The organism is Terrisporobacter othiniensis, from assembly GCF_000808015.1.
Lineage (GTDB): Bacteria > Bacillota > Clostridia > Peptostreptococcales > Peptostreptococcaceae > Terrisporobacter > Terrisporobacter muris.
Genome location: NZ_JWHR01000003.1, coordinates 31,664 through 47,197, shown reverse-complemented (window position 1 = coordinate 47,197; position 15,534 = coordinate 31,664). Strand labels below are relative to the sequence as shown.

The following is a 15,534-nucleotide window of genomic DNA, read 5'->3' as shown; positions in this document are numbered from 1 at the left end:
CCTATTATTCTTTATAATTTTATATAAATTATTATAAAAATACAAATAATAATACCAACTAACTATCTAATATCATAAGGAAGGACTTTCTATGAAAAAAATTGGAATGAGAAATATCAAAACTGGTATTGCTGTTTTCTTTGCTACTTTAGCTGGGTATTTAGGCATAGTTGAAACACCAGTTTATACAGTATCTGTCTGTATATTTTCTATAAGAAATACTATGAAGGACTCCTTTGAGGTTTCTTGGTCAAGAATTTTAGGTACTTTACTTGGTGGTATAATTGGTTATTTATCTACATTTTTTTTAAGGGAAAATATTATTACTGCAACTTTAGGAGTTATTATAATTATTCATCTTTGCAACATATTAAAAATTTCTGATGCCTCAGCTATTGCGTCTGTAACCTTTATATCCATTTGTTTAGGTGTTGGTGATAATCACGCATTAAATTATTCTATTATGAGAACTATTGATACTCTTGTCGGTGTTGTAATTGCATTAATAGTTAATTATTCTGTAAGTCGAACTAAATATACAGAATATTTATTAGTCTCTTTTAACTCCGCTTCTAAAGATTGCTTAAGTATTATTTACTCTATGATTAAGAACAAAGATTTTTCTTCATCTTATACTAAGCTCAATAGTAGATACTCAGATTTACAAGAATACTATAATCAGTTAGTCGATGAAATACCTTATTCCAATGAAACTTATAATTTAAGTGATTTATATCATAGTTTTGATATTTGCGAGCAATTAATTCATCATATACACGGATTATATCTAATAGAAAAAAGAGTTTGTTCTATGGATACGATTTTCAATGAAAACATATATAATTATCATAAAAAAAGTATATTAAATCTTTTGTCTCAATATAAACAAGAAAAAAATAATCCAGAGAAAGATTAATGCTTATTCTGGATTATTTCAATTTTATTTTAAAGCTTCTAATGCTTTTTCGTAATTTGGCTCATCTGTAATTTCATCTAAGTATTCAACATATACAACTTTGTTATTTTCATCTACTACAAAAACCGCTCTAGATAAAAGCCCAAGTTCATTTATGTATACTCCATAATTATCACCAAACTCTCTGTCTTTGTAGTCTGATAAAGTTTTCACTCTATCTATTCCAGCTCCACCACACCATCTACCTTGAGCAAATGGTAAATCCATAGAAATTGTATATATAGTTACATTTTCACCTAATTTTACCGCTTCTTGATTAAATTTTCTAACCTCAGTATCACATACTGGTGTATCTAAAGATGGTACTGTTAAAAATACTCTTTTTCCTTTTGTATTACTAAGTTTAAATGGATTTAAATCATTATCTACTACCGTGAAATCGGGAGCAGTATCTCCTACTTTTACCTGTGTTCCTTTTAATGTTAATGGATTTCCTTGAAATGTTACCTTCATCTATCTTACCTCCTATAAAATCTTACTAAAATTAGTTTTCATTTTTAAGGAGTATTTATACTTGTATTTTTAATTTAATTGTCAGTTATAGCAATCTTAATAATTTATTTTATTAATCATATCAATATACTGAGTGTCTCCAAGTCCATATTTTGAAAATGTATTAAATAATTTATTTAATAAAATATCTGTATCATCATTTTTGTGATTTTTTATATAAGTTATAATCTCATTTTCACTCTTAGAAAATTCCAAATAAAGTCTAATACCTTCTTTTAAAGTATCTATTTTTACATCTATAACTTCTTTCTTATTAATCATAACTCTTATATATATTTCATAATATCCCTCAACATAAATATTGTAAGTATCTAATAATTTAAATTCATTTCCTACTAAATTAAAAAGTACATCTCCCTTAAAACCTGAATAATCAAGATATGCTAATAAAATTAATAAGTTAATTTGGCAAAACATATCATCATCAAACCATAATATAACCTTATCAAAATCTAATTTTATAAGAGGGCTTAAATTATTTAAGGTTATTTCTCTATACTTATCCAAAGATACTTTATGAATATTACATCTTTTATTTATAAAGTCATCCGAAAATATATCTTCACTAACCTCCCCAATGCACATTGCCTCATTAAATGGGATATTAATTCCATCTGTAACAATATTATTTCTTTGAAAATAATCATACATTAATTGACCATTTAAAATATTAATGATTTTTTTGTCCATAATAAATCCCCCTATTTTATTTGTCTAAGCTCATCAAAGCTAAAATTCAAAAGTGCATTTAATTTATTCCTTCTCTCTTTAACATCTTCTGTGTTTTTGATTATATTTTTTCTAGCCTCACCAAGTAGACTAACATACTCTTCATAACTTTCATCATAAACTTCTTCCAAGTCTTTTCTAATTTTACTTGATAAAGATGGACTTTTTCCTCCTGTAGATACACTTAATAGTAAATCCCCTCTCTTTACAAAAGATGGCACTGTAAAGTTAGATAAATTAGCATTATCAACAACATTTACTAATTTCCCGTGTTCTCTACAATAAAGACCTATTTCTCTATTTACATCTTCATTATTAGTAGCTGCCACAACCACAAATGCATCTTTTATATACTTTTCATCGTAATTATCTTTTATAGTATCTATGCAATCTTTTAAACCCTCAAATTCTTCTATGAAATCTTTGCTGATTACTCTTACTTTTTTATTGAAAGCTAAGAAATTAATACACTTTCTATAAGTAATATATAAAAATACCTTAAAAAAGTTTAATTTGCAAAACTTCATTAAGGTATTTTTTATTTATATTTATTTCTACATAATTGAAAATCTATAATTATCTTCCGTTTTAAAATCATCCTGTTTAGTTTCTATCTTATAATTAAATATTGGCCCATCTACTACAAATGTATGGTATTCTCCATTTTCGCCACAAGCATCAGAACCAGTACCTTTAATTTTTTCAATCAACTCTTTTGTTAGTGTTTTTCCTAAGAAATCTCCACTCATACAATCTAAGTTAACTTTTTTAATTATAGCCTTAAACCCATTATCTATCACTTCATGAACTAGTTTTTCTCTATCTTCTTGCCACAAAGGAAATTCATAGTTTAGCCCTGCATTATTTGCTCTGTCTATTCCCCATTGTTGATGTAGTGGAATATCTATATCCCCATATACTACTGAGGTAGCGCCCATTTCCTTTGCCTCTTTAAGTTTTTCTTCAAACTTATCTTCATATTCTGATGCATCACACTCTGCATAAATTATAGGAAGTTCCAAACTTTTACTAACTTGTTCAAGTAGGTCATAGCTTAATCCATGAGTCCAAGTTTCAGAAGCTGACTTTTTCACAGTAGTCAAAAGTGCCACTGGAATACATCCCTCCTGTATTTTTCTATATAAAGCTAGCATGCAATCTTTTCCACCACTATATGATAAAACAAATTTATTATTCATAATTTTTCCCTCCAATATGTTTTATCACTTATATTTACTAGCTCTTTTTTAACATTTTAGCTATGTCTTTAGCAAAATAAGTGATTATTATAGTAGCTCCTGCTCTTTTTATAGACATAACCGCTTCATAAATAGCACTTTCATTTAATAAACCTTGTTTAACAGCTAGTTTTAACATAGAGTATTCACCACTTACGTTATAAGCTGCTATTGGTAAATCAAAATTATCTTTAAATCTTTGTATTACATCTAAATAAGATAGAGCTGGTTTAACCATTATTATGTCAGCACCCTCTTCGACGTCTAGCATACCTTCTATTACTGCTTCATTTGTGTTTGCTGGATCCATCTGATAAGTTTTTCTATCACCAAATTGAGGTGCAGAGTTTGCAGCTTCTCTAAATGGTCCATAGAACGATGAAGCATATTTTGCACTATAAGCCATTATGGCTACATTTTCAAATCCATTTCCATCTAAAACTTCTCTTATTGCTCCTATTCTTCCATCCATCATGTCAGAAGGTGCAACCATATCAGCTCCAGCCTGTGCATAGCTTAGAGATATCTTTCCAAGATAGTCTAATGTTTTGTCATTATGTACGTATCCAGTATCAGTTAGTATTCCACAATGTCCATGACTAGTATATTCACACATACATACATCACATATAACATCCATTTCCGGATTTATTTCTTTTATTTTTCTTACTGCTCTTTGTACTCCACCTTCTGGATTAAATGCTTCACTTGCACAACAATCTTTTTTCTCATCATCTGGTACACCAAATAATAATACGTGCTCTATTCCTAATTCTGTTAATTCTTTTATTTCATCTTCTAACATGTCTACTGAAAAATGATAAACACCTTCCATTGATGATATTTCTCTTTTTATGTTCTCTCCATCAACTATGAATAATGGATAAATTAAATCTTCTACTTGTAATTTTGTTTCTCTAACTAAATTTCTTATTGCTTTCGTACTTCTTAATCTTCTAGGTCTTCTTAACATGTTAACTCCCCCTTGTTTAATAAATAGTTATCATTTGATATTGCTTCGATAGTACTATCAATTGTAGCTACCTCAGCTTCTTTATAAACTCCTAATCCAAAATCTTCTATTGTTTTACTAGTTATCGGTCCTATGGATATTATCTTTTTATTTTTTAATTTTTTAAGATTCTCTTCTCCTATTAAAGTTATAAAGTTTTTTACTGTTGAAGAGCTGGCAAAAGTAATATAATCTACACTTTCATCTTCTATTACTTCTAGTGCCAGATTTTTTTTATTGTTATCTATAACTGACTCATAAATTATAACTTCTTTAACATAGCATTTCTCACTTAACTTACTAACTAAGAAATCCCTAGCATTTTTTGCCCTTGGAATTAAAATTTTATCATTTTCATTAATAATATCTTTTAATTCTTTATAAATGCCCTCAGCCACATATTTTTGTGGAATTATATCAGCAATTATTCCTCTTGCTTTAATAGCCTTTGCAGTTTCTACTCCAACAACACAAATTTTACTCTTATAAAGCAACCTTGCATCATATCCCATATCATTTAACTTGTCAAAAAATATATCTACTGCATTTTTACTACTAAAAATTATGTATGAATAATCTTTTATATTTTTTATTTCATTTTCTAATTCAATGTTATTTTCAACTTTTTCTATTTTTATGGTTGGAATTTCTATAGGATTTCCTCCCATATCACTAATTTTTTCAGCTAGTGTACTGCTTTGCGCTCTACATCTAGTAACTACAATATTTTTCCCAAACAGTGGTTTTTCTTCAAAGAAGTTCAACTTTTCTCTAAGATTTACAACAGTTCCAACTACTATTAAAGTAGGTGGCTTAACATTTTCTTTAATAGCTACTTCATAAGCATTTTCTAATGTAGCTGTTACAACTCTTTGATTAGCTCTAGTTGCCCAACTTATAAAAGCTACAGGAGTGTTTTTATCCTTACCTTCTTTTATTAGGTTTTCACTTATGTTCTTTAAGTTGGCAATTCCCATTAAAAATACTAAAGTACCTTTTACATTGGCTAGTGCATTCCAGTTTATTTCCTTTGTTTCTTTTCCATCTTTTCTAGGATGACCTGTTATAACGTGGAAAGATGAAGCATAATCTCTGTGAGTTATAGGAATACCTGCATAACATAAACCTCCTATTGGAGAAGTAATTCCAGGTACTACTTCAAAATCAATATTTTCATCGCGAAGAAGTTCTGCTTCTTCTCCTCCCCTACCAAACACATAAGGGTCTCCACCCTTTAATCTTGTAACTATTTTTCCTTCTAAGGCCTTGTCTGCTATTAATCTGTTTATATCATCTTGTGGTAATAAGTGATTACTAGATGCTTTGCCCACATTAATAAACTCACAATTATCTTTTGCTTCTTTCAGGTATTCAATATTTGCAAGTCTATCATAAACTATCACATCTGATTTTCTTATACATTCTAAAGCTTTCAATGTTATAAGTTTGTAATCACCTGGGCCTGCCCCTACTAAATAAACTTTTCCCCTCATAATTTTCATGCTCCTTAAATTAACTATAGGTTGTTGTACTCTTTAAGTACTATATCTGCTAATTCAAATCCTAACTTAGATGCATCTTCTATTTTTCCTTCTAAAGATTTTATAACTAATTTATTACCATCTTCATCACCATAAAGACCAGTTAAAGTTATATTATCACCTTTAATATCACAGTAAGCTCCCATTGGAACATGGCAACTTCCATTTACTCCAGTTAGAAATCCTCTCTCTGCTGCAACTTGAATTTCTGTTGCTTCATCTTTTATATGAGATACTATATCTTCTATAATAGAATCATCTTTTCTTATTTCTATGGCAAGTGCTCCTTGCGCTGGTGCTGGAACCATAACATCAGTAGGTATATAATAACTTATTCGTTCTTCCAAATCTGCTCTAATAAGCCCCGATGCTGCTAATACAATACCATGAAGATTTTCATCTTCTATTTTTCTTATTCTCGTATCAATATTTCCTCTTATAGGAACTATTTCTAAATCTGGTCTATATTTAAGTAGTTGATATGTTCTTCTTTTACTTCCAGTTCCTATTTTTGCTCCCTTAGGTAAATCATCCAGATTAGTGTATCCTTCTTTTAAAACTAGTACATCTCTTGGATCTTCTCTTTTAGGAACATTTGCAAACTTTAGTCCTTCTGGAAGAGTTGATGGCATATCCTTCATACTATGAACAGCTAAATCTATTTCCTTATCTAGTAAATGTTGCTCAATTTCCTTAGTAAACAAACCTTTATCTCCTATTTTATGTAAAGGTAAATGAGTTACTAAATCTCCCTTTGTTTTTATTACTTTTACTTCAAACTCAATCCCCGGATTAGCTTTTTTTAACGCTTCAACTACCCAGTTAGTTTGGATAAGAGCAAGTTTACTCCCTCTAGTTCCAACTATTATCTTCATAATATTTCTCCTTATTTTATAGGATTCTTTAACAATATACTATCTATTTTTCTTATTATTTTTGTTAACTAGTATTGTTGAGAAGTAAGATATCTTCTCATCAATTTCTTCTTCTCTTAGATTTGTAAATACAACTTCTCTTTCTTGTGAAGAGTTACTTACTAATATAGCATAATCGATTAAGTTATGTTTCTTTAACTTGTCCAAAATAAGATTTATTTTTTTATAAATCTTCATTAAAACGATACAATCATATTTTTCTAACGCTTCATCAATTTTATCTTCTTCCATAGTACACGGTATAACCACAAGAGGATCTGTATCCATTACCAGTGGAAAGTTTTGATTAGAAGCTATATTTGAGAAAGATGAAATTCCAGGTATAGTTTCAACTTCTATATCTTCCATAATTCTTTCCATTACATATACATAAGTACTGTAAATCATTGGGTCTCCTAAAGTTATAAATCCTACGTCTTTTCCACTTTTAACATCACTTACTATTTCTTTTGATATATCTTCCCAGGCTTCAATTTTATCAGTTCCATGATTACTCATTGGAAAATGTCTTGATTTTATTTCAACCTTGTCTGGTACATATTCTTTTACAATTGATAAAGCTAAACTGTCTCCACCTTTTTTTGCTTCTGGAGTATATAAAATATCAATGTTTTTTAATGTATTAATAGCTTTTACTGTTACTAGTGAGCTGTCTCCTGGACCCGTTCCTATTCCATAAAATTTTGCCATAAATCTTCCTCCATTAAATACTTGCTTCTTGTAATTCTTTCATGCAATCTATTGCATGATTTCTAAACTTTTCTTGTATATAAGGATTTTCTCCCAGTCCTTTTAAATGAACTTTAACATGGAAACCTTCATTTTCTAAAATTGTCTTCCATGAATCTTCTTCATCACTTGCCATATCGTTTATAGCATGATCTCCTGCTACTAACATAAATGGTAATAAATCTACAGTTTTTATATTCTTATCTTTTAATTTTTTTATAACCTGCTCTAACTCTGGATAACCTTCTACAGTCCCCACAAAAGCATTTATTCCATAGTCTCTAAACATATACTCTATAGCTGGATATGCAGAGTGACTTTCATGCTCTGTTCCATGTCCCATAAATACAATAGCTTCATCTATATCCATTTTATCTAAATCTTGCTTTACTGCCAAAACAGTTTCTCTATAATCATCTATGTAAGTTAATAAAGGTCTACCAAGAGAAATTTTTTCAAATTTGTCTTCGTATTCAGAAACCATATCTTTTAATTTGTTATACTCATCTCCACAAATTATATGAAGAGACTGTACCACAACTTCTTCATATCCAGCTTTATAAAGTTGTTCTAATACTTCTAATGGATTATAAATTTCCATTTTATCTCTTTTTCTAAGCTTATTTATTATCATGCCTGAAGTAAAAGCCCTATAAAAATCATAATCTTTGAAACTTTCTTTTATTTTACTTTCACATGCATCAATTGTCTTTTTTCTTGTTTCATGATAACTTGTACCAAAGCTTACTACTAAAATAGCTTTTTTCATATTGTCTCTCCCTTATTCTAAATCTCAACTAGATTAAATCAATTAAATTCTGAATCTTTCCAATAGTATTTGGATAATTCATTTCTTTTCTTCTTATAATAATCACTGGTATATTCAAGTTTTCGCAGGCTTGAATTTTTTCCAAAAATCCTCCAGCTGCTCCACTTTCCTTTGTAATCACCAAGTCAATATTATATTGTTTGTATGTGGACTCGTTCATTTCCACTGAAAAAGGTCCCTTCATAGCTATAATATTATCTGCATTAAATCCTAATTCTTCACAACTAATTAAAACTTCACTAGTTGGAAGTACTCTAGGAATTAAGTTTTTATTTTTTATTTTCTCTTTGTATATATATAAATTTTTACTTCCTGTTCCAATAAAAATATTATGACCTATTTTATTGGCTACTTCACAAGCTTCATTTATGTCATTAACTATATATTTATTTTCATAATCTACATTCTTTATTAAAGATTCTCGTTCAAATCTAAGATATTTTATATTTGTAATTTTTGAGGCCTTAATAGCATTTGTTGATACTTCTACTGCATAAGGATGAGTAGCATCTATTATTTTTGTAATAGAATTTTCATTTATAAAATCAACCATATCTTCTATAGTCATTTTTTTTAATATTATTTTATTTGAACATTTTTTTGCTAAGTCTTCTCCATAAGAAGTTGTTACAGAAACTATATAATCAACCTTCTTTTCGTTTAATAGGTTACATATTTCAATACTATCTGAAGTACCTCCCAAAACTAAAATCATACTTCATATCCCCTTGGAGTTATAATTAAGTCATCATGAATATAAGTAGCTTTATTTCCTATGATAACCATAGTAGTCATATCAACTCTTTCAAAGTCCATATCCTCAAATGTGCAGATAAATTTTTCTTCTTTTTCTCTACCCACATCTTTTACTATTCCTACTGGAGTCGATCCTTCCTTAAATTCTCCCATGATTTCAAATGCCTTAGCTAAATGTTCACTTCTTCCCTTACTTCTTGGATTATATAAACAAATAACAAAGTCAGCTTCTGCAGCTAATCTTAATCTTTTTTCTATAACTTCCCAAGGTGTCATTAAATCACTTAAACTTATATGACAAAAATCATGCATTATAGGTGCTCCTAGCACTGCTGCAGCTCCTATACTTGCAGTAACACCTGGCACAACTTTAACATTTACATCTAAATCTTCCTTTGTTGTTAATTCTAATATAAGCCCTGCCATTCCATAAATTCCAGCATCTCCACTACTTATAACAGCAACTTTTTTCCCTGTTTTTGCAATTTCTAAAGCTTGCTTGCATCTTTCTATTTCTTTTCTCATACCATTTTGCACAACTTCTTTACCATCGATGAACTCTTTTACTAAATCAATATAAGTCTTATATCCCACTATAACTTCTGCATCTTCTATTGCATTTATGGCTTCCATTGTCATCAAGTTTTTACATCCTGGTCCAATACCTATAACATATATCATATATTAATTCTCCCCACTGAAAATGTAATTCCATTGTATTTATGTTTTTTTATTATTAAATTTCCATCACTTAGTAAGTGAGCTACTGGCTCTGCTACAGAGTGAACTCCAACATTTTGTTTTACCCAATCTGATTTTTCATATAAATACTCAACCTTTGATATTTCTTCAGCTGTAAATGTTTTAAAAGGAACATTTAAATATATACTCAGATTAATCAATGCATCTTCATTTTTTTTGATATCTATACTTCCTATCTCTTTGATTGAATTTATATCAATATTTTGTTTATGTAAAAAGTCAGACAATGAGTTTATCATATCCTCTTTATCTATATTCTTTCTACATCCAATTCCAATAACAATATTTTTAGGTACAACTTTAAGAATATTGTTATTAATCAAGTTTAAGTTTTTCTTATTACTTATTACTACTACTTCACCTAAGTTATTTACTTCATCTCGTTTGCATATATTAAACCCTCTAGTATCTATGTCGTAATCTCCATCAATAAAAAGATTTACAACCTCATCATTGGCTAACATGGAATTTATCTTTAATACTTTATTTCTAAAGTCATAAATATGAGCATTTAATTTTTTAGCAATCATATCTAGTGATGATTTATCGTTAACATCGGTAGCTGTAGTTATAACTGGGTTTGAATTTAATAAATTACTTATATATAAAGTCATTTCATTTGCTCCACCCATATGTCCACTAAGTAAACTTATAATGTTTTTTCCTTTTTCATCACTAACTAAAATAGCTGGATCACTAAATTTATTTTCTATTAGTGGAGCTATAGTTCTTACTACTATTCCACATGCCATTATGAATATAATATAGTCATATTCCCCAAAAATTTCTGGCACAAATTCCTTCAATTTTCTATTTACATAAATAACACCATCCGCCTCTTTAACAACATCTTTTTTAACATAGTACAAATAAGCAGTAGATATTTTTCTTTTTATTTTTAATCCAAGTTCTTTCCCATTTTTAGTAATAAATAGTATAGCTATTTTTTTATCCTCTATATTCATGAACAAAGTCCTTATCATATAATTTTGAATTATTATATTCTTTTCCTAAAAATTCTCCCACCATTATTAATGCTGTTTTTCTTATATCAGCTTCTTTTACTTTTGTTGCTATGTCTTGTAGCGTTCCTTTTACTACTTTTTCATCTGGCCAAGTTGCCTTATATACAACAGCTATTGGCGTTGTTTTATCATATCCACCATTAATTAGTTTTTCTACAACTTTTTCTATTTCTTGAACAGAAAGGAATATTACCATTGATGTTTGATGAGCTGCAAAAGATTCTATTGATTCCTTTGGTGGCACTGGAGTCCTCCCTTCCATTCTTGTTATTACTACTGATTGAGATATTTCTGGAACTGTGTATTCTACACCTAAAGCTGATGATGCTCCTAGGAAAGAACTAACTCCTGGTGTACAATCATAATCTATATTTAATTTTGCTAAATCTTCAACTTGTTCTCTTATAGAACCGTATATTGAGAAGTCTCCTGTTTGAAGTCTTACAACTGATTTTCCTTCTTTAATTCCTTTTTCCATAACTTCTATTATTTCTTGTAAGTTCATATATGCACTGTCATGAATTTCGCATCCTTCTTTACAATAATCTAAAAGCGCTGGGTTAACTAATGACCCTGCATATATTACCACATCTGCATTAGACAATAACTTATATCCTTTTAATGTTATTAACTCTTTATCTCCTGGTCCTGCTCCAACAAAATGTACTTTATTCATGTTCATCTTCTTCCCCTTTTTCGCATGATATTATGTAAATAGGATTGTGAGGTTTAAAATAATCTCGTCCTCCTAATTTTTCTAGTTTACTTATATTTAGTAATGATACATCCACATTTTCAAAATTATATTTTTTTAGTAAATTCATTGTGTCATAAAAATTATCAATTAATATAAAGTTGGCTACTAACCTTCCTCCTGGTATTAATAAATCTTTTGACCATTTTATTATTCCTTCCAGGTTATTTCCTGTTCCCCCCAGGAAAATCCCATCAACTTTTTCATTTATTTCAATAGGTGCATAAGCTTGTATAACTTTTATATTCGTTAATTTAAATTTTTCAATATTTTTATTTATTAAATCTATAGCTTCCTCGTTTTTTTCTATTGCTACAACATTTAGATTTTCATAAGTTTTTGCTGCCTCTATGGAAACACTACCTGTTCCAGCTCCCACATCTATAAAAGTTTTAGCATTTTTTAAATCAAGTTTATTTAATGAGATGGCTCTAACTTCCTCCTTAGTTATAGGAACTTTACCCCTAATAAATTCATCATTTCTCATCCAGTATCACCACCACATTCATATCAAATTTTTCGACTGCTAATATTTCTTCAGCTTTTCCTATAGTTATTCTTTCATTGTCATAAGATAAGTTTTCTCCCACAACAACTATTTTGTTTAAGTTTCGTTTTTGTATTTCTTTGCAAATTTCATGAGGGCCTATTTTATCATCAGTTACCATACATACTTTTTTATGGAATAAAATATAGTCGAAGTCAGGTGTTTTCCCATGACTACTTGTAATATATACATCATTCATATCTACGAATATTTTTGAAAAAATATATTGTAATGAACTTATACCAGATACTATATTTAAGTTTTTATGCTCTATATTATTTGATAAATACTTTCCAATTCCATATATAGATGGATCTCCTGATGCTATAACGCTTATGTTTTTATGCAGATTTGTTTTAATATACTCTAATATTTCTTTAAGATTGGCAGATAATACTATCTTTTCTCCTTCAAAATCTTTAATAGATTCTAAATTTCTTTTCCCACCAATTATAACATCTGAAGCATAAATTAGCTTTTCTCCCAACTTAGTTATATAGTCAAACTCACCTGGTCCAAGTCCTATTATATTTATCATCTAAAGTCCTCCGTTAATAAATCTGCATTTGTTGATTTCCCAAGTAGTGACTTATCCATTCTAAACATATAAACTTCTACCTGGATATCTTCATTTAAATATTCCTCAACTCTTTCTTTACACTTGTTACAAAGTACATTGTATATTTCTGTGTACTTGCTTTTATCAATAATTTCTACTGCGCCTTCAGCTGTTACACATTCATTTATATCTTTAAGAAAATCTAAATCTGCTCCCATTAATGCTAAATTTGCAATCATTATCTCATTTCTGGCATCACAAACCTTACTATGAGTATTAAAAATTCCTGCAGATATTTTTATAAACTTACCTATATGACCTGCCATAAGTATTTTCTTAAAACCAAGTCTTTTTGCTTCATTTAACATATATCCTACAAAATTACTCATTCTAACACAGTTGTTCATATCAATTTTTAAATGTTCTCTTATAAATTCTTCTCCATGATTTCCTGGAACTAAAATAATTTTGTCCATACCTTGTGCTTTTTTCATTTCTAACTCTATGGATAAAGATTTTTTCCAACCATCCTCACTCATAGGCTCTACAATTCCTGTAGTTCCGAGTATCGATATTCCGCCAACAATCCCCAGTCTTGGATTAAAAGTTTTCTTAGCTATTTCTTCTCCCTGTGGTGCAAAAATAGTTATTTTTAAAGATTTATCCTTATTTAAAAGCTTATGATTTTCTCCTAAAACTTTACTAATTTCACTTCTAATCATTCTCATAGGCACTGGATTAATTGCTGGTTTTCCAACCTCCACACTTAAACCTTTTTTTGTTACTATGCCTATCCCAACTCCACTAGTCACTATTATTTCTTCATCTTCTCTAGGAATTAGTTCAGCTTTTGCAAAAATATCCATAGTATGTGTGGCATCTATATCATCACCACCATCTTTTTCTATAGAACATACTGCAGATTTATCTTTTAATTCAATGTTTTTAACCTTCAATGTAAGAGGTATTCCCTTAGGTGTATCTATATTAATATTTTCTATTTTTTTATTAGTAAAGAGCATATGTACAGATGCTTTCGCTGCAGCTGCTGCACATGAACCTGTTGTATATCCTCTTCTATATTTTTTTCCATCAATATATACATACTCTTCCATGGTCAATCCCTACATTGAATATAAGATTGCATTCATTATGGCTGCAGCAACATTACTGCCACCTTTTCTACCTTGAACAACTATATGAGGAATAGATGTTTTTTCTAACTCATATTTTGATTCTGCTGCACCAACAAATCCAACTGGAGCTCCTACTATGGCTTCAACATTTTTTCCATCATTAACCATTTCTATCGTTTTATAAAGAGCTGTTGGAGCATTTCCAAATACAAATAATTTTTTACCTTCTTCATTCATTGCAATTTCCACAGCAGCCATAGATCTAGTTATTTCCTTTTCCTTGGCTAATTCTTTTGTTCTTTCATCAGATACTAAACACTTGTATTCACATCCAAGAGCATTTAGCTTCATTTTATTTATTCCACTAAGAGCCATATTTGTGTCTGTATAAATTATACATTTATTGTTTAAAGCATCTATTATTGACTTTACCGCTGTGTCTGATATTTTTAATATATCTAAATATTCAAAGTCAGCACTTGTATGTATACAACGCTTTATTATCTTTTCTTCTATTTCATTTTTGAATTTATATCCTGGTCTAATATCATCAATTATGCCTTGTATAATCTCAAAACTTTTTACCTCTATCATCTTAGGGTCTTTAACATATTCCACTCTATTTCCTCCCTTTCTTTATATCCTATAATTTTAGATAAATGTATTCTTTTATAATAATCATCTAAAGATATTTCTTTTATATAACTCATTATTCTCTCATGATCCATCTTATTATCAATTAATATTCCAATTACTGTACCACTGTGAGCAATATTCACTCCATAAGCCCCCATCTTATTACTAATTTCTATAATTTCATTTAAATATGGCTTCTTATGTATATTCTCATTTGCCAAGCTACTTAATGTACAAGCCTTCCCTATTAACTTTAAATCTTGTTCTCTTAATCCTTCTTCCAATAAGTCGAAGGATTTATTTATAATAGCTTTATTTTCTAATTTAATATCTAAATAATTTGGATTACTTCTTATTATACTTGTTTCCAAAATTTCATCTGGTTCTAAAATTATTACTCTACCGTTATTTAAGTTAGATAAATATTTTTTCACCTGCCCGTTAACGGGATTAAAAATCGAATTTTTATATAATAAAATAGAATCTGTAGGCTCTATTTCCGAAGCAATAAGAGAAATCTCTTCATTGCCTAAATCTTTATTCAATATAGATAAGGTAGCTTTTATTGTTGCTCCAATATCTGCTGTAGAACTGGCCATCCCCTTACCTATAGGTATATTACTATTAATATTTAGAGATATATTTTTACATTCCCTTAGTGGAATATTAAATCTTTCGAATACTTTTTCTATGGCTTTTCTTGATTTTTTAGGCCCTAAATTAATATTTTCTTGTTTTTCTTCAAGGGTAGCAACTGAAAACATATCAATTGCATAAGAAGATAAGTATTCTTCTCTGTCTAAAATCCCTTGAACAAATTCACCACAGGATGCGGGACATATTCCATAAGATTTCAT

19 protein-coding genes are annotated in these 15,534 nt (G+C 29.2%); 1 reads left to right on the top strand and 18 read right to left on the bottom strand.

The features are described 5' to 3' along the window. Positions 1 to 91: 91 nt before the first annotated feature. Complete coding sequence (locus QX51_RS00405; protein ID WP_039677920.1) at positions 92 to 916, top strand: FUSC family protein; 825 nt, start codon at positions 92 to 94, stop codon at positions 914 to 916. A 24-nt stretch (positions 917 to 940) separates the two neighbouring features. Here QX51_RS00405 and tpx read toward each other — a convergent pair whose 3' ends face one another. The 18 genes from tpx to QX51_RS00315 form a co-directional block, all read right to left on the bottom strand. Then, positions 941 to 1,429, bottom strand: coding sequence for a thiol peroxidase (tpx, locus tag QX51_RS00400; protein WP_039677919.1), 489 nt, complete (start codon positions 1,427 to 1,429; stop codon positions 941 to 943). A gap of 96 nt (positions 1,430 to 1,525) precedes the next feature. Next, positions 1,526 to 2,179, bottom strand: a complete 654-nt coding sequence (locus tag QX51_RS00395; protein ID WP_052232780.1) for a hypothetical protein — start codon at positions 2,177 to 2,179, stop codon at positions 1,526 to 1,528. An 11-nt stretch (positions 2,180 to 2,190) separates the two neighbouring features. Further along, entirely contained in the window at positions 2,191 to 2,745 is a 555-nt protein-coding gene (locus QX51_RS00390; RefSeq protein ID WP_039677916.1) for a precorrin-2 dehydrogenase/sirohydrochlorin ferrochelatase family protein, read from the bottom strand. Between the two features lie 27 nt (positions 2,746 to 2,772). Beyond that, the gene (locus QX51_RS00385) at positions 2,773 to 3,417 is read right to left on the bottom strand and encodes a Dph6-related ATP pyrophosphatase (protein ID WP_039677915.1); all 645 of its coding nucleotides are present in this window, start codon (positions 3,415 to 3,417) and stop codon (positions 2,773 to 2,775) included. A 37-nt stretch (positions 3,418 to 3,454) separates the two neighbouring features. Continuing rightward, entirely contained in the window at positions 3,455 to 4,429 is a 975-nt protein-coding gene (gene hemB, locus QX51_RS00380; protein ID WP_039677914.1) for a porphobilinogen synthase, read from the bottom strand. Further along, a complete protein-coding gene (gene cobA, locus QX51_RS00375; RefSeq protein WP_039677913.1) occupies positions 4,423 to 5,961 on the bottom strand; it encodes a uroporphyrinogen-III C-methyltransferase in 1,539 nt (512 codons plus the stop codon). The genes hemB and cobA overlap by 7 nt, the downstream gene beginning before the upstream one ends. Before the next feature lie 23 nt (positions 5,962 to 5,984). Beyond that, on the bottom strand, positions 5,985 to 6,884 hold the full coding sequence (gene hemC / locus QX51_RS00370; RefSeq protein WP_039677912.1) for a hydroxymethylbilane synthase: 900 nt from the start codon (positions 6,882 to 6,884) through the stop codon (positions 5,985 to 5,987). A gap of 39 nt (positions 6,885 to 6,923) precedes the next feature. Further along, positions 6,924 to 7,634, bottom strand: a complete 711-nt coding sequence (locus QX51_RS00365) for a cobalt-factor II C(20)-methyltransferase (protein WP_039677911.1) — start codon at positions 7,632 to 7,634, stop codon at positions 6,924 to 6,926. A 13-nt stretch (positions 7,635 to 7,647) separates the two neighbouring features. Beyond that, positions 7,648 to 8,442 carry a sirohydrochlorin cobaltochelatase gene (locus QX51_RS00360; RefSeq protein WP_039677910.1) on the bottom strand — a complete coding sequence of 265 codons (795 nt, stop codon included), beginning with the start codon at positions 8,440 to 8,442 and terminating at the stop codon, positions 7,648 to 7,650. A gap of 28 nt (positions 8,443 to 8,470) precedes the next feature. Then, positions 8,471 to 9,217, bottom strand: coding sequence for a precorrin-6A reductase (gene cobK, locus QX51_RS00355; protein ID WP_039677909.1), 747 nt, complete (start codon positions 9,215 to 9,217; stop codon positions 8,471 to 8,473). Then, positions 9,214 to 9,939: a precorrin-3B C(17)-methyltransferase gene (cobJ, locus tag QX51_RS00350; protein ID WP_039677908.1), complete on the bottom strand. Its 726-nt coding sequence runs from the start codon at positions 9,937 to 9,939 to the stop codon at positions 9,214 to 9,216. The genes cobK and cobJ overlap by 4 nt, the downstream gene beginning before the upstream one ends. Then, positions 9,936 to 10,985, bottom strand: a complete 1,050-nt coding sequence (gene cbiG, locus QX51_RS00345) for a cobalt-precorrin 5A hydrolase (protein WP_039677906.1) — start codon at positions 10,983 to 10,985, stop codon at positions 9,936 to 9,938. Before cbiG ends, cobJ begins: the two co-directional genes overlap by 4 nt. Then, positions 10,969 to 11,721, bottom strand: coding sequence for a cobalt-precorrin-4 methyltransferase (locus QX51_RS00340; RefSeq protein WP_039677923.1), 753 nt, complete (start codon positions 11,719 to 11,721; stop codon positions 10,969 to 10,971). The genes cbiG and QX51_RS00340 overlap by 17 nt, the downstream gene beginning before the upstream one ends. Further along, positions 11,714 to 12,286 (bottom strand): decarboxylating cobalt-precorrin-6B (C(15))-methyltransferase, encoded by a 573-nt coding sequence (locus tag QX51_RS00335; protein WP_039677905.1) that lies wholly within the window; start codon positions 12,284 to 12,286, stop codon positions 11,714 to 11,716. The genes QX51_RS00340 and QX51_RS00335 overlap by 8 nt, the downstream gene beginning before the upstream one ends. Further along, positions 12,276 to 12,884, bottom strand: a complete 609-nt coding sequence (locus tag QX51_RS00330) for a cobalt-precorrin-7 (C(5))-methyltransferase (RefSeq protein WP_039677904.1) — start codon at positions 12,882 to 12,884, stop codon at positions 12,276 to 12,278. The genes QX51_RS00335 and QX51_RS00330 overlap by 11 nt, the downstream gene beginning before the upstream one ends. Next, positions 12,881 to 14,020, bottom strand: coding sequence for a cobalt-precorrin-5B (C(1))-methyltransferase CbiD (gene cbiD / locus QX51_RS00325; RefSeq protein ID WP_039677903.1), 1,140 nt, complete (start codon positions 14,018 to 14,020; stop codon positions 12,881 to 12,883). The genes QX51_RS00330 and cbiD overlap by 4 nt, the downstream gene beginning before the upstream one ends. A 9-nt stretch (positions 14,021 to 14,029) precedes the next feature. Then, on the bottom strand, positions 14,030 to 14,659 hold the full coding sequence (locus QX51_RS00320) for a cobalt-precorrin-8 methylmutase (protein WP_039677902.1): 630 nt from the start codon (positions 14,657 to 14,659) through the stop codon (positions 14,030 to 14,032). Continuing rightward, on the bottom strand, positions 14,632 to 15,534 hold the full coding sequence (locus QX51_RS00315) for a GHMP family kinase ATP-binding protein (RefSeq protein ID WP_039677901.1): 903 nt from the start codon (positions 15,532 to 15,534) through the stop codon (positions 14,632 to 14,634). The genes QX51_RS00320 and QX51_RS00315 overlap by 28 nt, the downstream gene beginning before the upstream one ends.